Origin of the sequence: Halobacillus karajensis, from assembly GCF_900108515.1 — a bacterium.
In the GTDB taxonomy this organism is placed as follows: Bacteria; Bacillota; Bacilli; order Bacillales; family Halobacillaceae; genus Halobacillus; species Halobacillus karajensis.
In genome coordinates this window covers 345,071-366,477 of the sequence record NZ_FNWW01000003.1, presented here as the reverse complement: position 1 = coordinate 366,477, position 21,407 = coordinate 345,071, and the positions used below count along the sequence as shown (strand labels likewise).

General features: G+C 41.5%; 21 protein-coding genes. All 21 read right to left on the bottom strand.

Features of this window, described 5'->3' with window-relative positions; translation table 11 throughout:
* Positions 1-65 precede the first annotated feature (65 nt).
* The 21 genes from BLW54_RS09055 to BLW54_RS08955 all read right to left on the bottom strand — a co-directional run bounded on the left by BLW54_RS09055 (position 66) and on the right by BLW54_RS08955 (position 21,355).
* Positions 66-968 carry a helix-turn-helix domain-containing protein gene (locus BLW54_RS09055; protein WP_074734088.1) on the bottom strand — a complete coding sequence of 301 codons (903 nt, stop codon included), beginning with the start codon at positions 966-968 and terminating at the stop codon, positions 66-68.
* Positions 969-986: 18 nt separating this feature from the next.
* The gene (locus tag BLW54_RS09050; protein ID WP_035505231.1) at positions 987-1,778 is read right to left on the bottom strand and encodes a DUF3388 domain-containing protein; all 792 of its coding nucleotides are present in this window, start codon (positions 1,776-1,778) and stop codon (positions 987-989) included.
* 207 nt (positions 1,779-1,985) lie between these two features.
* Positions 1,986-2,246 (bottom strand): DUF3243 domain-containing protein, encoded by a 261-nt coding sequence (locus tag BLW54_RS09045; RefSeq protein ID WP_035505233.1) that lies wholly within the window; start codon positions 2,244-2,246, stop codon positions 1,986-1,988.
* A 67-nt stretch (positions 2,247-2,313) separates the two neighbouring features.
* Positions 2,314-3,018 carry an elongation factor P 5-aminopentanone reductase gene (gene ymfI / locus BLW54_RS09040; protein WP_316245379.1) on the bottom strand — a complete coding sequence of 235 codons (705 nt, stop codon included), beginning with the start codon at positions 3,016-3,018 and terminating at the stop codon, positions 2,314-2,316.
* Between the two features lie 7 nt (positions 3,019-3,025).
* On the bottom strand, positions 3,026-4,318 hold the full coding sequence (gene yfmH / locus BLW54_RS09035) for an EF-P 5-aminopentanol modification-associated protein YfmH (protein ID WP_035505235.1): 1,293 nt from the start codon (positions 4,316-4,318) through the stop codon (positions 3,026-3,028).
* A 3-nt stretch (positions 4,319-4,321) separates the two neighbouring features.
* Positions 4,322-5,605, bottom strand: coding sequence for an EF-P 5-aminopentanol modification-associated protein YfmF (gene yfmF, locus BLW54_RS09030; protein WP_035505236.1), 1,284 nt, complete (start codon positions 5,603-5,605; stop codon positions 4,322-4,324).
* 141 nt (positions 5,606-5,746) lie between these two features.
* Entirely contained in the window at positions 5,747-6,706 is a 960-nt protein-coding gene (locus tag BLW54_RS09025) for an ABC transporter permease (protein ID WP_167358795.1), read from the bottom strand.
* Entirely contained in the window at positions 6,707-7,753 is a 1,047-nt protein-coding gene (locus tag BLW54_RS09020; RefSeq protein ID WP_074734086.1) for an ABC transporter permease, read from the bottom strand.
* Positions 7,753-9,279: an ABC transporter ATP-binding protein gene (locus tag BLW54_RS09015; RefSeq protein ID WP_074734084.1), complete on the bottom strand. Its 1,527-nt coding sequence runs from the start codon at positions 9,277-9,279 to the stop codon at positions 7,753-7,755. The genes BLW54_RS09020 and BLW54_RS09015 overlap by 1 nt, the downstream gene beginning before the upstream one ends.
* Positions 9,280-9,405: 126 nt before the next feature.
* On the bottom strand, positions 9,406-10,524 hold the full coding sequence (locus tag BLW54_RS09010; protein ID WP_439330195.1) for a BMP family lipoprotein: 1,119 nt from the start codon (positions 10,522-10,524) through the stop codon (positions 9,406-9,408).
* Positions 10,525-10,623: 99 nt separating this feature from the next.
* The gene (locus tag BLW54_RS09005; RefSeq protein WP_074734082.1) at positions 10,624-11,349 is read right to left on the bottom strand and encodes a GntR family transcriptional regulator; all 726 of its coding nucleotides are present in this window, start codon (positions 11,347-11,349) and stop codon (positions 10,624-10,626) included.
* A gap of 350 nt (positions 11,350-11,699) precedes the next feature.
* The gene (locus BLW54_RS09000) at positions 11,700-14,006 is read right to left on the bottom strand and encodes an FtsK/SpoIIIE family DNA translocase (RefSeq protein ID WP_035505243.1); all 2,307 of its coding nucleotides are present in this window, start codon (positions 14,004-14,006) and stop codon (positions 11,700-11,702) included.
* A gap of 129 nt (positions 14,007-14,135) precedes the next feature.
* A complete protein-coding gene (locus BLW54_RS08995) occupies positions 14,136-14,342 on the bottom strand; it encodes a YlzJ-like family protein (RefSeq protein ID WP_035505245.1) in 207 nt (68 codons plus the stop codon).
* Positions 14,339-15,061 carry a ClpP family protease gene (locus BLW54_RS08990; protein WP_035505247.1) on the bottom strand — a complete coding sequence of 241 codons (723 nt, stop codon included), beginning with the start codon at positions 15,059-15,061 and terminating at the stop codon, positions 14,339-14,341. Before BLW54_RS08990 ends, BLW54_RS08995 begins: the two co-directional genes overlap by 4 nt.
* Before the next feature lie 236 nt (positions 15,062-15,297).
* Positions 15,298-16,170 carry a 4-hydroxy-tetrahydrodipicolinate synthase gene (gene dapA / locus BLW54_RS08985; protein WP_035505248.1) on the bottom strand — a complete coding sequence of 291 codons (873 nt, stop codon included), beginning with the start codon at positions 16,168-16,170 and terminating at the stop codon, positions 15,298-15,300.
* Positions 16,167-17,408 (bottom strand): aspartate kinase, encoded by a 1,242-nt coding sequence (gene dapG / locus BLW54_RS08980; protein WP_035505250.1) that lies wholly within the window; start codon positions 17,406-17,408, stop codon positions 16,167-16,169. The genes dapA and dapG overlap by 4 nt, the downstream gene beginning before the upstream one ends.
* Before the next feature lie 25 nt (positions 17,409-17,433).
* Positions 17,434-18,480 carry an aspartate-semialdehyde dehydrogenase gene (asd, locus tag BLW54_RS08975; protein ID WP_035505251.1) on the bottom strand — a complete coding sequence of 349 codons (1,047 nt, stop codon included), beginning with the start codon at positions 18,478-18,480 and terminating at the stop codon, positions 17,434-17,436.
* Between the two features lie 103 nt (positions 18,481-18,583).
* Positions 18,584-19,183: a dipicolinate synthase subunit B gene (locus tag BLW54_RS08970; RefSeq protein WP_081867022.1), complete on the bottom strand. Its 600-nt coding sequence runs from the start codon at positions 19,181-19,183 to the stop codon at positions 18,584-18,586.
* Complete coding sequence (gene dpaA / locus BLW54_RS08965; RefSeq protein WP_035505255.1) at positions 19,180-20,073, bottom strand: dipicolinic acid synthetase subunit A; 894 nt, start codon at positions 20,071-20,073, stop codon at positions 19,180-19,182. The genes BLW54_RS08970 and dpaA overlap by 4 nt, the downstream gene beginning before the upstream one ends.
* 110 nt (positions 20,074-20,183) lie before the next feature.
* Positions 20,184-20,417, bottom strand: a complete 234-nt coding sequence (locus tag BLW54_RS08960) for a YlmC/YmxH family sporulation protein (RefSeq protein WP_035505257.1) — start codon at positions 20,415-20,417, stop codon at positions 20,184-20,186.
* A 17-nt stretch (positions 20,418-20,434) separates the two neighbouring features.
* Positions 20,435-21,355, bottom strand: coding sequence for a polysaccharide deacetylase family protein (locus tag BLW54_RS08955; protein ID WP_035505259.1), 921 nt, complete (start codon positions 21,353-21,355; stop codon positions 20,435-20,437).
* Between the last annotated feature and the right edge of the window lie 52 nt (positions 21,356-21,407).

Genomic DNA, 21,407 nt, shown 5'->3' with positions numbered 1-21,407 from the left:
AGAGCGATTATGCACTCTTATAAATGTATCCATGGGGCAGCCTAGTGATGATTATATTCAGTTCCTTAGTTAAATTGCAACCATAACTTCTGGGTAGACAATTCTGGATTTGGGTAACTTACCTCTTGATCTCCAACCTTTACCGTGGTTCCCGGTGCATTTCCAGTTTTAATAAAAACCTCATCACTCTCACCTAAATCCAGCGAAATTGGCGAATCATCAGCTGTGTATTCTTTTGAAGTTATAAGGCTCTCTCCACCCTTAGGAGCTTGAACTTCCAAATAAGCTGTGCCAGTTAACTCAATCGTTACCTTAGGGTCGCTAGCACCGGTAATTTGGTACTCGTGCTCAGGAAAGGACCCTGACCCTTCTTGAGTAAGCTCCATTTTTACTTCTTCTGTAGTATCTTCCGTTGAATCTTCCTCACCCTCCGCTGGATCTGTTTCCTCTTCCGTTGTATCATTTGCGCTGTCCGCTTGTTCCTGATCATTAGAAGCTTCTTCTTCTGATTCAGCTGGAACATTTATTTCATCATTAGAGTTGTTGTCTGACTCACCACTTTCTTGATCCGTTCCACTCATATTCTGCCAAACAACCCAAATGACAAAAATTAATCCGATGATTAGTCCGACGGTTAAAATCGTTGGAAGAATGCGGGATGAACGGCTGCTCTTTTGAGTTGCTTCTTTCTTTGTCCTTTGGACACGGCTGTATTGTACCGTGTTTTCTTCATCAAACGTTGGAAGCTCCGCTTTATGTTCTTCCATCACCTGCTCAGGATCCAACCCTACAGCTGATGCATATTCTCGAATAAAAGCTCTTGTATAGAACTTCCCTGGCAGCACTTGAAATTCATTCTTTTCTATAGCCTGAAGGTAGCGTTTTTGTATTTTCGTTGTTTCTTGTAATGTTTCTAATGAAAGCCCCTTCGACTCCCTGGCTTCCTTCAGTCTAGCTCCAATCTCCATGTTAACACCATCCAATTTCTAAAAATCGAACATAGAAAAGCCTTCATTCATAGACATCTCAGACTTTTCCACAGGTTCATAAGTTATTTCTTCATCTTCATTATTCCGAAGCTCAATGATGTAATCAAAGTCTTCCATTGCATATTCTGTCTCCTGGACAAAAATATCAGGGTGTTCAATAACTTTCGTTGCAGGCAGTCTCATAATTTCACGAACAAGCTGCCAATGTTTTTCATTTGCTCTCTTAGCTGACACAATCCCATCAATAATATAAAGGTTATCTTCATTATACTCTTCATCAATGAGTTGATTCCTTACCGTCTGCTTTAAAAGCGTACTGGAGACAAACAACCATCGTTTGTTTGCACACACACTTGCAGCGACAACAGATTCCGTTTTTCCTACCCGAGGCATCCCACGAATGCCAATCAATTTATGGCCATCTTTCATAAACAGTTCAGCCATAAAATCAACAAGTAACCCTAAATCCTCACGATTAAAACGGAACGTTTTACGATCATCAACATCACTATGTATATATCGTCCATGCCTTACAGCCAAGCGGTCTCTCAGCTTTGGTCTGCGCAGTTTAGTCACTTTAATGGTATCCATTGTATTAAGTATTGATCTTAAACGCGTCATTTGCTCTTCATCTTTACATAGAAGCAGCATACCTCGGTGTGAATTCTCCACACCATTAATGGTGACGATATTGATCGCCATCATACCTAACAATGAGGAGATGTCCCCGAGCAATCCAGGGCGGTTATATTGAATTTCATACTCTAGGTACCACTCTTTTTTTTCCATAACACAGCTCCTCTGAGAAATTGTCGTTATTTATCAAAGTCGAGTGATTTATGGAATTTTTCACTCTCTATCTATCATAAAGGATTTTTTATAAATAGGAAAGGTGAGAAATGAGATAAACCTACAAAAAATGGTTCTACCAACAATATTTTGGTTTTTGTAAACAGAAAAATCCGCACAGTGTTCTGTGCGGATTTTGGGACGAGGTTAAGATTGGTTGCCTTCGTTTTGCACCAGCTTCACCATCATATTAGCAATGGCGTGTTGTTCTTTCTCATCTGCTACATTCCAAAGATCTCGCAAAACAGCCTCCTGGTCGTTTTGAGCATCCACGGAATTCGCTAAATATCCTCCGATTTCATAAGCAAGCTCTGAAACAGCTTGTTCCTGCATTCCCTGACCTTTAGCCTGATGTAAACGGTCGCCCAGGAAATCTTTCCAAGAATCGAAATTTTCGAGAACAGACATGATGTAACCTCCTCTGTATTTTTTCACCATTAGTATGAGAAGGAAACATGAATCTTATGCAATTGAATTACCGCCAACCTCCATTAACCTGGATCACCTGTCCTGTCACATAGCTTGATTTTTCATTTAATAGGAAAAGAACGGTATCCGCTACTTCTTCAGGTGTGCCGGCTCGGCCAAGAGGTATATCATCCTCAAGGGCTTCCCAGTCCTCTTTTTCCAAATGATCATTCATTTTGGTCTGTATCAATCCAGGAGCCACACCATTCACCCTGATTCCACTAGGAGCTACTTCTTTAGCCAATCCTTTAACGAAACTATTTTGTGCTCCTTTCACAGAACTATACACGACTTCCATACTGGCTCCTTCAATCCCAAAAATAGAACTAATCACAATAATATTGCCTTTTTTCCGGTGAATCATAGCTGGCAAAACTTTGTGAGTAATCATCCAAACAGATTTAATATGCACATAATACAATTCATCCATAATCCTTGATTCCAGGTCTTGAAACAGGCTGCTATGCATATGTCCGCCAGCAAAAATGATAGCATCCCATTCATCACTTATCTGTTCTAGAAACTTTTCAATCCCTTTCATTGTTGACAAATCTGCTTGATAGGTTTGAACCCTTTGTTCTTCAGGTATTTCCCTAATCAAATCCATAATGGCTTCTTTATTTTTGTAATATTGTAACCCTACGATATATCCCTCATCGACCGCCGCCCGGACAATGGCTTGGCCGATCCCCCCACTTGCTCCTAAGATCAAACACTTTTTAGGCATTGGTTTGAGGTTTAATTTGGAAAACAGAGATTGCGTCTTCCTTCAGCCAGTGTTGGAGATATTCCTCAGCATCGTCTGCTGTAAGGGACTCAATGATTGGGAGAACTTCAAATAAGTCTGTTCCGAGAGTATGGTAGTGAGTAAACTGATTGGCGATAAATTCCAAGGAATTCATGGCTCGCATAAATTGACCGATTTTCTTTCTCTTCATTCTTGTAAAGTCTTCATCGGATATTCTCTTGTCCTTTAATTCATGCAGCATTTCCTTAATACGGGCAGCCATCTCATCAGGTTTCCGGGAATCCCCGCCGAGAATTGTGAAACCGAATTCACGATCCAGTTCTGTTTCAAATTGAAAGCTGTCATCAATAAGGTCGTTTTTATACAATTCCTCATAAAAGACCCCGCTTCTTGAAAAGTAATAGTCAAGGATCATGCCAGAGAGTAACTCTCCCCGTACAAGCTCTTCTCCTGTTAAATCGTTCACATTCTCCTTAACGCCCACCATCGCTTTTGCTGTTGTGACTGGCATAGTAATCGTATGGTCCTTTTTCGCTACTGTTGTAGGTTCATCCGGATAAGAACGATTGATTTCCGGAGCATCCGGAAACTCTTTCTTGGATTGATTTTCACGGACCAACGCCATCATCGATTCAGGATCGAAATTGCCTGCAATAAATAATACCATGTTGGAAGGATGGTAAAATGTCTCATAACAAGTATATAAATCATCCTTCGTAATGTTTTGAATACTATCCACTGTACCCGCAATATCTACTTTTACCGGGTGATTATGGTAAAGGCTCTGGATGGTCCCAAAAAAAGAACGCCAATCCGGCTGATCATCATACATACGGATTTCTTGTGCGATAATTCCTTTTTCCTTCTCTACTGATTCCTCTGAGAAATATGGATCCTGAACAAAATCAAGCAATGTTTGAACGTTTTTTTCAATTTGACTAGTGGCTGAAAAGAGGTACGCTGTCTTCGTAAAAGAAGTAAACGCGTTTGCAGACGCCCCCAAACGTGTAAAGTCTTGAAAAACATCCCTGTCCTCTTTTTCAAATAGCTTATGTTCTAAAAAATGGGCGATGCCTTCGGGTACCGTCACTTTTTCATCTTTCCCTATTGGTGTGAAGGTCTGATCTATTGAACCGTAATTGGTAGTAAATATCCCAAATGTCTTTGCCATTTCCGGCTTGGAAAGAAGAAAAACTTTCAATCCGTTATCCATCGTTTCCTGATATACTGTTTCTTTCAATTGTGTATAAACCAGTTCTTCCATTGTTTATTCCCCTCCTTCATTGCTAGTCAAAAAGTAGATCGTATCCAACTCTATCTTTTTAGCCATTTGGACGACCTGTTCTTTTGTAACTGTCCGAATGTTTTCGATTAGTTCATTCGCAGGCATCTCAGCTCCTGAAAGCATTTGATGGTAAAGAACTTCGATCAAACCATTCGCGTTGTCCATGGTTTCTTGAAGCTGATTAATCACTTGTTCCTTCGTTTCCTCTACTTGTTTTTCCGTGAAATCCCCTTGTTTCATTGCGTCCATTTGTTCTAAGATAATGGATTTTGCCTGATCAAAGTCTTTAGGATCCACTCCACTAAAAACAAGGAGCAGCCCTTTATGACTTTCAAACCTTGAGGCAGCATAGTAGGCTAAACTATGTTTTTCACGGACGTTCATAAATAATTTAGAACTCGGAAATCCGCCAAAAATGCCATTAAAAATTTGCAAGGCATAATAATCGTCATCCCCGAATTTAGTATATGTCCGGTATCCAAGATGCAGCTTCCCTTGATTAACCTCTTCTCTTTCCATCACTTCATTTACTTGTTTTACTTCTTTAGTTACAGACAATTGGTCATTATCAACATTCGTGCTCTCTTTTCTTGAAAAATACTTATCTGTAAGTTTTTCAATCGTGTTCGTATCCATGTCTCCAATGACATAAACATCTAGCATATCTTTTCTAATCATATCCTTATAATAGGAATACAGTTTTTCTGGTGTGATATTAGCAAAATCATCCAAATACCCATGTACGTGCAAAGCATATGGTTCCTCTTCACACATGTGATCCATCAGCCTCATGTTGGCATAGCTCATTTTATCATCTTTAATACTGGTGATTTTTTGTTCCAGCGTCTGCTTTTCCCGTGCCACAATGGAAGCATCAAAACCTTCCCCTTCCATTTTTGGATCGAAAAGAACTTCATGGAATAATTGGAAGGCTTCCTCCAGAATAGGCTCTTGATCATTCAAATACGCTTCATTAACGACTTCCATTCGAAAACTGATGACATGATTTTCCCCTTTTTTAGAACCATCGCTTGAAAGCGCTGTTCCATATAGGTTTTCAAATGCCGACTGTAATGAACGGACATTCGGGTGATTATTCGTAGCTTTCTGCAGGACATGTGGCAATAAAGCCCTTTCAGTAATGCCTTCTCTCTTAAGCGGTGCTTTAAATTTTGCCACAATATTAATGGTTTTATATTTTTTACTAGGTAAAATATGTAGACGGTACCCTTCTTTTTCGAGTAACGTTTCTTCAGTCAATTTCATATTCATCCTCCTTATCAGTCTCTTATATTATAGACGTATATGTCCATATTCATCCATTCGAACTAAGTTCTATGCTAAGGTATATGTACCAAAAAGTAAAAAATTAAGCCCGGCACAAATATGTACCAGACTTTCTATCCTTTACCTGTTTCCTTTGACGTAAGCTTCTCCCAATGACTTTGGTGCCTCTGCCTTTCCGATAAACCCAGCCAAAGCAAGGATTGTCAATACATATGGGGCGATCAGCATAAAGACGGACGGAACATTTTTCAATAGTACAATGTCTGAAGAAACAATGCTTAAGCTTTGAGCAAAACCAAAAAATATAGCTGCTCCTAGCGCACCAAGCGGATGCCATTTCCCGAAAATGACCGCAGCGAGGGAAATAAACCCTTGTCCAACAATGGTACCATGAGAAAAATTATGAGTAACCGTCAGTGCATAAACAGCCCCGCCTAATCCACCTAAAGCACCTGAAAGCATAACCCCAATATATCTCATTTTGTAGACATTGATTCCATTGGTATCAGCAGCCATCGGATGTTCGCCCACAGATCGAAGCCTTAGCCCGAACGGCGTTTTATAAATAACAAACCATACGATGAAAGCGGCAACAACGGCTAAATAAGACGTCCAGTACCAACCGCTGAAAAACAGATCTCCGATAATAGGAATTTTGTTTAATAACGGTACATGGGAGGAATAGATCGGACTTTCAATGAAATCGGTTTGCCCTTTGTCATACCATTGTTTAGTCAGGAATAACCCAATTCCTAATGCAAGGAAATTAATAGCGACACCACTAACTACCTGATCTGCCCGAAATGTAATAGAAGCGACTGCATGGAAAAGGGCAAACAAGGCAGAAACCACCATGGCAATGATAAGCGACATCACGGGGGTAGCAGCACCAAACACATGATGGAAAGCCAGGTTGGAAACGATGGCTACGAACGCCCCCATAATCATTAACCCTTCTAATCCGATATTTATAACACCCGAACGCTCACTGAATACTCCTCCTAAAGCGGTAAAAATAAGAGGGGTTGCAAACACGACGGATGCACCGAGAATTCGGCTGATTAACTCAACGATCTCCATTTATTTCCCCTCCTTTTTAAAACGCAGGATGATCCAGCGAATCATATAACTTGAAGCAACAAAGAATATAATTAATGCAATGATAATCTCCACAAGTTCTGTAGGAACACCCGCTTCTGTCGGCATGTTCAGGGCACCGATTTTTAATACACCAAAAAGGAATGCAGCAAGAATAACACCTACGGCGGTGTTTGCTCCTAACAGGGCAACAGCAATTCCATCAAAGCCGATATTTGTAAAACCGGATTTGATCGACATGAACCCAAATGTGCCAAGCCCCTCCATTGCTCCCGCTAGGCCGGCAAAACTACCTGAAATCACCATAGCAAGGATAATATTTTTACTCACGTTCATTCCAGCATACTTGGAAGCATTCTGGTTAAAACCAACAGCTCTTAATTCAAAACCGGTGGTTGTACGATTAATAATAAACCACATAATAAAAGCCATAAATAAAGCGATAATAAATCCATAGTGAATCCTTGAATAAAAGGTCATTTCTGAAAGCCAACTTGATTGTAAAGAAGCCGTCGCTGCGACATTCTCCGTTCTGTCAGCTCCATCGGTTAAAAGGTTACGAACAATAGAATTACTCAGGTATAATGCGATATAGTTCATCATGATGGTCACAATGACTTCATGCACCCCTAATTTCGCTTTCAGAATACCTGGAATAAACCCCCAGAAAGCACCCGCAACTGCAGCAGCCAAAATGGCTAATGGCAAATGTAAAACCATCGGAAGGTCCAAGGATATCCCTATCCACACAGAGGCTAGCCAGCCCATGAAAACCTGACCTTCCACACCGATGTTTAATAATCCAGACCTTAAAGCGAAAGCTACAGCAAGACCTGAGAGAATATATGGAGTGACTTGTCTGACGGTTTCACCAATGAAATAGGAATCCCCAAACGCACCATTCCATAATGCTGCAAAGCCGGTAACCGGGTTGTATCCAAAGATAAGCATTATAATAGCGCCAAAGAGAAGACCGAGCAATACGGATATGATTGGAATTAATATATTGACGATGCGGTTAGAAAACATTATTGTTCACCTGCTTTCTCAGTCGAGTTCCCAGCCATGAGAAGGCCTAGTTCCTGTTCACTTGTCTCTTCTGGCTTTACATCGGCAATGATTTTGCCATCAAAAATGACTGAAATCCGGTCACTCAAGTTCATGATCTCATCGAGTTCAAATGACAAAAGAAGAACCGCTCGTCCTTTATCACGCTCTTCTATCAATTTTTGATGGATAAATTCGATAGCTCCTACGTCTAACCCTCGAGTGGGTTGGGCTGCAATGATTAGGTCAGGAGATCTATCCACTTCCCTGCCGATAATAGCTTTTTGCTGGTTCCCACCAGACAGAGATCGTGCAGGTGTTTCCGCACTAGGGGTGCGGACATCATATTCGGATATCAATGCTTTTGCTTTCTTGTAAATTTGTTTAAAATTCATAATCCCCTTTTTTGAATAAGGTTTCCCGTGATAACTTTGTAAAACCATATTTTCACCAATAGGAAAATCCAAAATAAGCCCAAATTTATGGCGATCTTGAGGGATATGGGAAACCCCTGATTGTGTAACTTTGCGTGGGGTTAAATTTGTTATTGGTTTATTATGGAGGTGAATCGATCCTGCTTCGCTCTTTCTCAATCCTGTAATAGCCTCTATTAACTCTGACTGTCCGTTGCCATCTACACCAGCGATCCCAACAATCTCTCCTGCCCGGACTTCCAAGTTAAGTCCCTTGACCATTTCCACTCCACGCACATCTTTTACCATCAAGTCCTTCACTGAAAGGAACACGTCTTCCGGATTTGCTTTTGTTTTTTCAGACGAAAAGCTGACTTCACGACCTACCATTAAAGAAGCAAGTTCTGTTGGATTCGTATCTGCAACATCGAGGGTACCAATCCCTCTCCCTTTTCTAATAACCGTACAGCGATCACATACTTCCATTATTTCTTTTAGTTTGTGAGTGATTAAAATAATCGATTTTCCTTCTTTAACCAGACTATTCATTATATCTATGAGCTCTTTGATTTCCTGGGGTGTCAAAACTGCTGTCGGTTCATCGAAAATTAAAATCTCCGCACCTCTATAAAGCGTTTTCAAAATTTCCACGCGTTGTTGCATTCCGACAGAAATATCTCGGATTTTAGCTTTAGGATCTACATTGAGCCCGTATCTTTCTGAAAGCTCCCTCACTTGTTCTTCTGCATGTTTCAAATTAACGGTTCCCGCTTTTTTAGGTTCGCTTCCAAGTACAATATTTTCAGTGACTGTAAACGTATCTACGAGCATGAAGTGCTGGTGAACCATCCCTATTCCTTGCTCATTCGCGACGTTAGGGTCGGTAATATTCACTTTCTTCCCCCGAACCTTTATTTCACCTTTTTCGGGCTGATAAAGCCCAAACAAGACATTCATCAATGTGGACTTCCCTGCTCCGTTCTCCCCTAAAAGAGCATGGATTTCCCCTTTCTTCACCTGTAAGTTAATGTTATTATTTGCAACTATGCCTGGGAATTCTTTTCTTATGTTCAACATTTCAATAACATAGTCCATTCGTCTCTCTCCCTCCCCCGTTCACCTTAAAATCATCAAAGGAAAAGGGCCAAACCAATCTTTTCATTTGATGATTTCACCTATACAGAAGAAAAAGGCCGGCTTTCACCAGCCTTCCTAATCAATTTATAGTGCGTCTTCAAAGGACTGAAGTTCCTCTCGTGTGCTCGGTACTTCAACTTCACCGTTTATAATTTTTTCCTTCCATTCTTCAACAGCAGAGATGATTTCCTCAGTCATCGCTTCTTCATTTGTACGTGCGATACTAACCGCATCATCTGCAAGTCCGAACTCAAGCACTTCTCCACCAGGGAACTCACCATCCATCGCTTGTTTAGATACATTTTGTACAGCGATATCTACTCGTTTAACCATGGAAGTAAGTGTTACATTTGAGTCACCGATTTGACCTTCCTCATGCTGGTCACGGTCCACACCAATCACCCATACATCTTCATCTGGATTGCTGTTTTTGATATCTTTTGCTTGAGCAAATACACCGTTACCCGTACCGCCAGAAGCATGATAAATCACATCGATATCCTTATTGTACATATTGGAAGCGATCGCTTGTCCCCTCTGGGAATCATTAAAGCTTTCGGCATATTCTACTTCCACCTCAATGTCCGGGTTCACAGATTTAACCCCTGCTACAAACCCCGCTTCGAATTTATTAATCAAACTTCCATCTACACCACCGATGAACCCAACTTTATCAGTTTTCGTTTTATTCGCAGCAGCCACTCCTGCCAAGAATGATCCTTGGTGTTCTTTAAATACGATACTTGCAATGTTATCGCCTTCTTGAACAGAGTCGACAAGAGCGAAATTTGTATCAGGATACTGGTTGGCCACTTCTGCAATGGCCGGCTGTAAGAGGTATCCAATGCCGTAGATCAAATCATAATCCTGGCGTACGAGACGGTTTAAGTTAGTGGCATAATCCGCATCACTTTCAGACTGTGCATAATCAAATCCTTCACCTTTACTCATCCCATTTTCTTCACCGAATGCTTGCAGACCTTCCCAAGCAGATTGGTTGAAGGATTTATCATCGACGCCCCCGACATCTGTTACCATCGCTACAGAGAAATCTCCATTTGCATCCCCTGAAGCTTCTTCATTACCCGATTCATCCCCACTACTATTTCCATTTGCTTCCTCTTCGGAAGAGCCGCAAGCAGCAAGAAACATTCCAAAAGTTAAAAGAAATACGAGAACCATAAGTAAACGACTTTTCACCAAAACAATTACCCCCTAATTTGTTTAGTTTTGACGTTTTTCCCAATCCAAAGTTTTACCCGATTTCGATAAACGGCCTCACCTCCCCAACTTTGTAAGCCCTTACACCCTTTTTCTTAAAACATGGAAGCTGAACTTATCTGGCCGGAAGTAATTAGAGGAAAGAAGCATCGGTACATCATCCTGGGAGTAATGCATCTGCCTTAATAGTAAAAGTGCTTGATCGGGTTCACAATTTAAAATAGGGGAAATTCTTTCATGGAAACCAATCGGCTCAATATGGGTGACGGCGTAACCAATCGTCTTCCCTGTGTACTTTTCTAATACATTAAATAAAGAGTCCGCTTCTCTCACCTGTTCAATCGGGAGTAACCCTTCTGGTATTTTATCGGTACAATACACGACGGGCTGATCATCTGCTGTCCGAACACGTTCTACTTTTGCAATATTATGTAAATCCAATGGAGAGAAACGCTTCCGATCTTCTTCTGTTGGCTCAATCAGCTCTGCAGAAAGATATTGGGAGCCTGCCTTCATCCCTGATTTTGTAATCATACCCGTTACACTATCCAGTTCTTCTATCCCTGAAGTGAACAGGGGTTTTGGATTAACAAATGTCCCAACCCCGTGTCTTCGCGTGACTACCCCTTCTTCCTCCAAAATACGAAGCGCTTCACGCAGGGTAGCCCTTGAAACACCAAGGGATTTAGAGAGTTGAAATTCTGATGGGAGTTTCTGCTTTTCTATAAAGATACCGTTCTCAATATCGCGTTTAATCTGCTCGATCACCTGTAAATAAAGATGTCGAGTATCTTGTCTAATGGACATTACTTTCACCCCAAGTCTATTGAACTATCTATAAAGAGATCTGACATCTGACGTTAGACACATCATATTTTGACAATAATATAACACTATTCGATAAATAAATAAATAGAATTAGGACATTTTTATGAATTTTGCTTCATTTTCAGGTCTCACCGTGATAAAACCTGAAGATATTACTCCTCCCTCTCTTTCTGGAGAGTTGCATATGATTCACATCCTCTCTTTGTTCAAAATCAACAAAGAAACCGCGTGACAGTATGAGATAAGCAGACAACAAAAAAGGACCTAAAAGGTGTAGCATACGGCCCTCTTTTGTTGTTCTATTTTTTTATTTCATTCATACATACATTTCATGACGTATGTTGTTCTTCTGTCGTTTGCGAAACAAGGACAGCCCTTGGTTTACTGCCTTCATAAGGACCAACTACGCCATTGTCTTCCATAGCATCTATTAATCTTGCTGCTCGCGTATAACCCACTCGAAAACGCCTTTGAATCATGGATACACTAGCACTCTGCATTTCTATGACCATTTGTACAGCCTCAGGGTAGAGATCATCATCTACTTCTTGCTTTACTTCACTTTCTTCTTCAGGAATCATTTCATCCTGATACTGCGCTTTTTGTTGTTCCACACAAAAGTCAACAATTCGTTCTACTTCATCATCGGAAAGGAAAGCTCCCTGCACCCTCGTCGGTTTATTTGACCCCACAGGGGTAAATAACATATCCCCTCTCCCAAGTAGTTTTTCCGCTCCACCTGAGTCAAGAATCGTTCGTGAATCCGTTTGGGAAGATACACTGAAGGCAATTCGTGACGGGATATTCGCTTTAATGACACCTGTGATAACATCCACAGAAGGTCTTTGTGTAGCGATGATTAAGTGAATTCCAGCCGCCCGTGCCATTTGTGCAAGTCTTGTAATGGCATCTTCTACTTCATTCGAAGCGACCATCATTAAGTCCGCCAACTCATCGACCAGCACTACAATGTACGGAAGTTGTGGCTGTTCTTCCTCATTTTCCTTATTAAATTTCTTGATGTATTCATTATAACTTTCAATATTTCTGGTTCCTGTATCTGAGAAAAGATCATACCGTCGCTCCATTTCAGATACAACTTTTTTAAGCGCACGTGAAGCTTTTTTTGGATCCGTAACGACCGGAGCTAACAGGTGTGGGATCCCGTTATAAACATTCAGCTCCACCTTTTTGGGGTCAATCATCATCATTTTCACTTCATGAGGCTTCGCTCTCATTAATATACTTGTAATAATGCCGTTAATACATACACTCTTACCACTCCCGGTGGCCCCCGCTACAAGCAGGTGAGGCATCTTATTCAATTCTGACATAACCGCCTCTCCCGAAATGTCTCTCCCAAGAGCAAAACTTAATTTTGAGTCCAAGTTGGATTTCCCGGTTTCCAATACTTCGCGTAATGAAACCATCGAAACTTCTTGGTTTGGTACTTCAATTCCGACCGCTGACTTACCAGGGATGGGGGCTTCAATCCGAATATCCTTAGCGGCCAGAGCCAGGGCGAGGTCATCATTCAAGTTGACAATTTTACTAACCTTTACCCCTACATCAGGATAAACTTCATATTTAGTAACGGCAGGACCCACATGGACCTTTGTTACTTTTGCTTTTACTCCAAAACTATGAAAGGTTTTTTCCAGTTTCCTTACAGTTGCTTGGATATGAGAACGCCCTTGACTTTGAGGGGTGGATGTCGGCTCATCTAAAAGTTCCAAACCCGGAAGGTGATAATCTAAGTTTTCCAATTCCGCTGTTGGCATAGATTTCTCAATATTTACTTCATCTGACTCGTGCTCTTTTTGTGCTTCATTTAAAGAAGGCACCGGGGCCGAAGTTGATTCAGCTGAATAGGCATGATCTGTGAAATCCTGAATAATTGGTTCTTGGCCGGGTGACTCATCCTCCGCCTCTCCTGATGTATCATTAATTTCATAAACAACTGCCTCTTCTTCCTTATCCTCCAAATTCTGTTTTTCTTCAAGCTTTCTCTCTCTTTGATCCTTTATCCGCTGCATTTGTTCTCTGCTCATATTTTTTATCTTTCCACCGACTTTAGCAAATAGCTCACCAATAGATTTTTCACTGACAAATATAATCCCTATCATGAATAAAAAGAAAGATAGGATCGCCGCGCCGGCTTTTGCAAAAAGGTAATATGTCGTTGAGAGAAGAATAGCTCCTGTTAATCCTCCGCCAATGCTGTAAAAAGGAAGATCCCCTCGCATCATGCCTGTAATCCTCTCCCATGTCATAGCGAAAATGGAACCTTCTCCTGTCCCAAGCTCTGCGGATAACGTTTCCAGATGAGTAAATAAGATCAAAGCGATGATAATGATATACACGCCTAAAAGACGCTTATGTAAGAAGGTCGGCCAATTTCTTTTTACCATTAAATACACTCCGACGATAAGAAAGAATAAGGAGGCAATAAAATACCATACCCCAAACAAGAACTGCCAGAACCTTTCCAAACCACCCGGAATAGCTCCATCACTAATAGCAGACGCACCGCTTCCAATAACGGCGATAAAAAGGAAGAAAAGTCCTAATAATTCAAATTTCATTTGGCTTTTTATTTTTGATTGTTTTTTCTTCTTTTTCCTTTTTCTGGCCATCTCGTTTCCACCTCCATATGTAAAACTAAAAAGAGAAAGATGCCGATGGTTCCTTCACTATTCCTGAAGAAATACAGCACCGACATCCAGTGTCTTAACTATTCTATTATATCACAGCATAACATAGAGTTACGAGTCCAACCATTGACCCGGTTGGAGGGCCGGATCCATATAATGAGCAGGGTCTGTAGAAAGGACTTGCATAATCTGTTTTTTCCCGTCACTACCCTCCCGGCACATCAAGGGACAATTTTTATGCTCAAACAATACGACCGACATTTCTTCTTCCTGTGGGAAAATATCATGCTCACTTAACGGTGTGTAAAGAATCGTCATTGAACCACCTGCTGCCCTGAGTCTTTATTTTGCTTGATCAGTTCATTCAATTTCAACATCGCTTCCTTGACCCCGCCTACAGCATCAATGAGACCATGATCAACCGCTTGCTGTCCAACCACATTCGTTCCTATATCACGTGTTAAATTACCTTTATCAAACATGAGCTCTTTGAATTTCTCTTCGACTACATTCGAATGTTTGGTAACGAAACTAATGACACGTTCCTGCATTTTATCCATATATTCAAACGTTTGAGGGACACCTATCACAAGGCCTGTCATACGGATCGGATGGATGGTCATTGTCGCTGTTTCTACGATATAGGAATAATCCGCAGACACAGCAATGGGGACACCAATCGAATGGCCGCCGCCAAGAACAATAGATACGGTCGGTTTCGAAAGAGAGGAAATCATTTCTGATATCGCAAGTCCTGCTTCCACATCTCCTCCGACTGTATTCAGCAAAACGACAAGCCCTTCAATTTTCGGATTCTGTTCGATAGCGATCAATTGAGGAATCAAATGTTCATATTTAGTTGTTTTATTTTGGGAAGGCAACTGAACATGCCCCTCCACTTGTCCTATAATAGGTAAAACATGAATATTGGAATCCGCTGGCTGAGGTACGTTACTTTGCCCCAGTTGCTGAATCTTATCCACAAGCGAGGATTGCGACTTGGACTGATCTTTTTCTTTGGATGAATCGTCTTTCATGGATCGATCTCCTTTCGCTCTTTTCCTGTAGTATGACACAAACCATACGAAACATACTCTAAAGTAAGGCGCTGAATCTTTATGACTCTTTGGTTAAAACTTATTTCTTAAACATAGGTACAAAATGCTCGGAACGTTTTCAATAAAAAAGTTCGGTTTGGATCCTTACCCATATAAAAAAGCTTGTAGTGGAACATATTCCTCTACAAGCTGACCAAAGATTTATCCCTTCATTTTTAATTTAAACGTTGCATGCATTCAGAAATCACCTGTTGCTCCGATTTAGTTAAAGGAACGAGAGGGAGCCTTACCCCGCCAGTATCCAGGCCTTTCATTCTTAAAGCTTCTTTCACAGGAGCTGGGGATGGTGCTGAAAACATTCCATTAAAAACTGAAAGAAGCTTTCTGTGGAGCTTTCCGGCTTCTTTCCCTTTCCCTTGATCAAAAAGGGTAAGCATTTCTTGCATTTCTTTCCCAATTACATGGGAGGAAACAGAAATAATACCGTCTGCTCCAATAGCGTAAGCGGGAAGCATTAGATTATCATCCCCACTATAGATCGTAAAGTCATCACCTGTACCCGATCTGATATGAGCCATCCCATCTAAGTCTCCGGTTGCTTCTTTTAAAGAAACAATATTTTCTATCTCAGATAGTTCCATGATCGTTTCAGGAAGAAGACGTACAACTGAACGACCAGGCACATTATAAATCATGACAGGAGAATTCACAGCCCCTGCGACGGTTTTGAAATGCTCAAAAAGGCCCTTTTGATTTGGCTTATTGTAATAAGGCGCAACTAACATAAGCGCATCCACGCCAGTCGATTCAGCCCTTTTAGAAAGTTTAATTGATGCTTCCGTGCTGTTGCTTCCAGTACCTGCAATGACAGGAACACGCCCGGCAACTACTTTTGTTACATGCTGCCATAATTCCACTTTTTCATCGGCAGTCAAGGTCGGCGATTCCCCTGTTGTCCCTGCTACCACAAGACCATCTGAGCCATTGGCCAATAAATATTCAATAAGCTCAGATGTTTTTTCAAAGTCAATTTCCCCATGGCGATCGAAAGGGGTCACCATGGCGGTCAAAACTTTTCCGAAATTCATGTTTGTCTTTCCCCTTTCTTAGATACCTTGCTCAATCGGAAAGTTTCATGTAACGCATTGACAGCTTTAATAAGATCATCCTCTTTGACCAACACCCATATGGTCGTATGAGAATCAGCAGATTGAAGGATTTGGATACCACGATCCGTAAGAGTTTGAACGATTTCAGCTGTTACACCGGGAATTCCTGTAATGCCGGCCCCTACTGTAGATACCTTGGCACACCCTTTCCGTACTTCAGGCTTATACCCAAGCCCTTGTAAGATTTGAACAGCTTTATCCGTATAAAAGTGGTTTATGGTGTATAACACACCACTTGGAGAAATGTTGATGAAGTCTACAGATATGTTTGCCGAAGCCATAGATTTGAATACATCGGATTGTAGTTTAGAGGGATCTTCTTTTGACTGAACCTTGATTTGGGTAAGACCATCCATATGAGCAATGCCTGTTACGGTTCGATCAGTAATGTCGCTTCCCGTTCGGTTTTCTTTTGTTCCTGTTACGAGGGTACCCGGAAGGTCAGAGTAAGTAGACCTTACACGGATCGGTACTTTAGCATACATGGCAATTTCTACAGCACGCGGGTGAATTACCTTCGCACCCTGATAAGCTAGGTTACAGATTTCACTATAGGTAATGGTGTTTAGTGGTCTAGCCTCCTGAACTAATCTTGGATCTGCTGTCATTATCCCTTCCACATCTGTGAAAATATCTATATAATCAGCCTGAAGAGCGGCACCAAGAGCAGCCGCAGTCGTGTCACTACCTCCACGTCCGATAGTCGTTACGTCTCCATTCACTGTCTGCCCTTGAAAACCGGCTACAACGACTACATCTTTTTCCTTTAACTCTTCTAAGATTCGCACCGGGTTTACCTGAGTAATCTTTGCTTTCGTATAATCGCCATTTGTGATGATTCCTGCTTGTGCCCCTGTTAAGGAAACAGAAGCTACACCAGCTCGGTTTAATTCATGGGCAAAAACAATGGAGGAAATGGTTTCACCGCAGGACATCATTAAATCCTGCTCTCTTAATGACACATCAGTTTCAGGAAAATCAATCATTCCGAGTAACGTATCCGTGGCGTACGGGCTTCCTTTCCTTCCCATAGCGGATACCGTCACGACCACCTTGTAACCTTCATTTAAACCATTTTTAACATGGTGGATAGCCCGGGATCGGCTTTCCTGATCCCGGACCGACGTTCCACCAAACTTTTGTACAAGTAGCTTCATTTGGCCACCTCAACTTAAGAAAAGTTTACAGCCACTCATTCGCAATCAAGCTTTCTGCGATCTGGACAGAATTCCACGCAGCACCCTTCAGTAAGTTATCCGATACGACCCACAGATGAAACCCTTTAGGGTCATCAAGGTCCTTACGGATTCGACCAACAAAAATATCCCTTTTCTCTGCTGCACTTAATGGGGTCGGATAGGTTTGTGTGGCTGGATCGTCCTCGAGAACGATTCCAGGTGCTTCCTCCAGAAGCTGTTTCATTTGTTCAACAGTAACTCCTTCTTTTTCAACTTCCACATAAACGCTCTCGGCATGAGAAGTGAAGAAAGGCAGACGCACACACGTTGCAGCAACGGATAGATCAGGCGCATGCATAATTTTTTTGGTTTCATTAATCATTTTCATTTCTTCGAATGTATAACCATTATCCTGAAAGACATCAATCTGCGGCAAAGCATTAAATGCGATTGGATAATGTTTCTTATCACCTTTGACAGGAAGAATATTAGCTTCCAATTCTTTTCCATTCAAGAATGATTGCGACTGTTCCCTAAGTTCCTCTGCTGCTTCATTTCCCGCACCAGAAACCGCCTGATACGTAGAAACAATCACACGACTCATCCCTAGCGCCTGACGAACGGGCTCGAGAGCAGCTACCATTTGAATGGTGGAGCAGTTCGGGTTGGCAATGATCCCCTGATGTTGTTTAATATCAGATTCATTGACTTCAGGAACTACAAGCGGTACGCCTTCTGACATTCGAAATGCGCTTGTGTTATCGATGACCACCGCTCCATGTTTAACAGCTTCAGGAGCTAACTGCTTTGATACAGATCCTCCTGCTGAAAATAATGCGATATCCACATTTTCAAAACTTTCCGGTGTGGCTTCTTCCAAGGTGTATTCTTTTCCATTAAAGGTCATTTTAGATCCCGCAGAACGACTGGAGGAGAGGAGTTTTAGCTCCCCCACAGGAAAATTACGATCTTCTAAAGTTTCCAGCATTTTCTGACCTACAGCGCCGGTCGCCCCGACAACAGCTACATGATATCTTTTTGTTTCACTCATATTCGGCATCCTCTCTTGTATATGTTTTGTAAGAATAGTAAGACATGTCGCTATTTTTGTTATTTTATCATATTTCCAAGAATACCTGGTATGAAAAATTGAATTAATCCGGATACCTTTCAATCAACACAGGTTGACGTTGTTTACCATCCAACGCGGCTTCGATCGTTTCAGGGATCAATGTCATATCTGCAACAAGCGAATTCGGTTTTTTGAATGGATGGTCCTGCCCTAAAGGTACAAAATAGATGTTCTTTGTAGCCATAAGACGCATAATATTCACACCATTTAGCCCTAAAGCATCGTTGGTGGATACAGCTAAAACCACTGGATTCTCATTCCTCAATGTCGCTTTCGCCGCCATAAGAACAGGAGAATCCGTCAGCGCATTAGCAAATTTGCTCGTTGAATTACCAGTAAGAGGAGCGATAAGCATACAGTCCAATGGGCGTTTAGGACCGAGGGGTTCGGCATCTGGGATCGTCATAATAGGCTCTTCCCCGGTGATCTCCTTAATTTTTTTTAAATGATCAGCCGCATCTCCGAACCTAGTATCTGTTTTTTGGACGGTATAAGATAAAACCGGGATAACGGTTGCTCCCATATCAACAAGCTCCTGCATCACAGGGAAAACTTCATGGTACGTACAATGCGATCCCGTTAGACCAAAGCCAATGATCTTACCTTTAAGTTTCGTCATCATCCATTCTCCTTTCGTGAACCTTCCTGAACTAATCTTGAAACAACATCCGCTATAATTCTTCCTGCGGTTTTCGGAGCCACAATTCCTGGAAGGCCTGGTGCCAGCAGAGCCTTGATTCCACGATTATCTGCATACTGAAAATCTGTTCCTCCTGGCTTCGAAGCCAGGTCCAAGATCATGGCATGTGAAGGTAGCTGTTTAATTATAGAGGCATCGACAACTGGGTGAGGGACCGTATTCAGTAAAATGTCACAAGCCATATCCACATTTTCTAAATGGTTCATGTCTATAGGAGTCAGTCCCATCTCAAATACTCTTGCTGCACTTTTCGAAGATCGAACTCCGACAAAAACCTTTGCTCCAAGATGATGAAATGTTCGAGCGAGAGTCATTCCTACTCTGCCTAATCCTAATACAATGACCTTTGAACCATGTATTGTGAAATCTGTATGCTGAATGACTAACATTAACGTTCCTTCTACGGTTGGAATCGAGTTGTAAGTGGCTACATCATCCCGGTCCATTAATGGGATGAGGCGCCGGTTCGCACCAGCCGCTAATTTTCTTAAATGGTCATTGGCAATCCCTGTTAACACCTGACAATGCTCTGGTGTTTTCTTGAGCCATTCTTCTGTAAGGTGTATGAGTTGATTTGAAAAAATCCCTTCAATCTTTCCTTCATGATCCGTCCCTGGCACAGGAAGAATAACCGCATCTAACTTTTCCACCTGGTGGCTGTCGAAGTCGAGATTAATCGCCTCTCTGAAGCTTTCATTCAATTGATCGAAACCAGCCAAGTAAACGGTGGCGCCCCACTCATTCAATCTGCGAATGAGCTCGATTTGCCGGGCATCGCCCCCTATGACTGCAACATGATATCCTGTTAACATCCCGGATGTCTCCTTTATCTAGTATCTTATCTCCTTGTATCCTATGCCGGAATGCAGAGTTAGTGATTTCGAACAGCAACAAAAAAACACTACAGCATCCGCTGCAGTGTTCAATGTTTCTTCAACAGGATCGTTTCCTCACCAATGGTTTCAATCTGACTCCAATCAATAACCATTTCTTTTTTTGACGAACCAAATCCAATCAAACCATTATTCATGATTACAAGGGATTTAATCAATCCAGACTCTGGGTCGATGATGAGATCCGCTCTTCCTAAAACTCCAAGCTTTTCTCCATTTTCTACATTAATAACTTCCTTTTTCGCTAATGATTTCATTCTCATGACCATACTCTCCTCCATTATCTTTCTTCACTTAACAATTTAGGTAGAGAAATCAATTTGTATCCCTGGTTTTTAACCTCTTCAATAAGCTCAGGTAGACTCTCAACCGTCACTTGAGTTGGATGCATGAGAACCGTTGCCCCATTATGAAGTTTTTTAGTGACTCTATTGATTAATACGTCAGAGGTAGGTTTCTGCCAGTCTATGGTATCCACCGTCCATAAGATCGTTTCCATTCCCATCTCATCAGCTGCCTCCACAGTAGCGGTGTTAAAACTCCCTGATGGCGGTGCAAAGTACTGAATCTTCTTTTTCGTTAACGCAAATAAAAGCTCATCTGCTTGTTCTAAATTATCTTTTGCCTGTTGTTTGGTCATTCGCCCCATATCTTGGTGTTTATATCCATGACTGCCTATGGTGTGACCTTCATCTTCAATCATTTGAACGAGGTGGGTAAAATCATTCGCAAAGGCGCCATCAATGAAAAACGTTGCTTTCACATTGTATTTATTGAAGATTTTCACCATTTCAGGCACATACTCTTCTCCCCATGAAACGTTAATGAGAAATGATACCGCCTCTTTTTCTGGATGCCCTCTATATATAGGAGAGGCAGGTAAGTCTTCAAGAGAAACCTTTGGTCTTTTTAATTGAAATACAAGTAATTCTGGATTATATTTCCCTTCTTTTTGCATTTTTTTATAGGAGGCTTCAACATCGACCTTTCTCCCTACAATCCCTGGTGTCTTTTTCCATACGGAATCAATTTTTGCATCCTCTGCTTCCCATTCGTACTTATGTTTTTCTGCCTCGATCTTTTGATAAATGGTATCTTCTTTATTCACAGGCACGACATCATTTACAGTAAAAAAAGCTAGTCCAAAGCCAATAAAAAAAGAGAGATTGACACACAAAAGTGCGATTAATCTAAAGCTCATCGACACTCACCCCTGACTCCATTGTATGGGGCATGTCCTACTTCTAGACCAA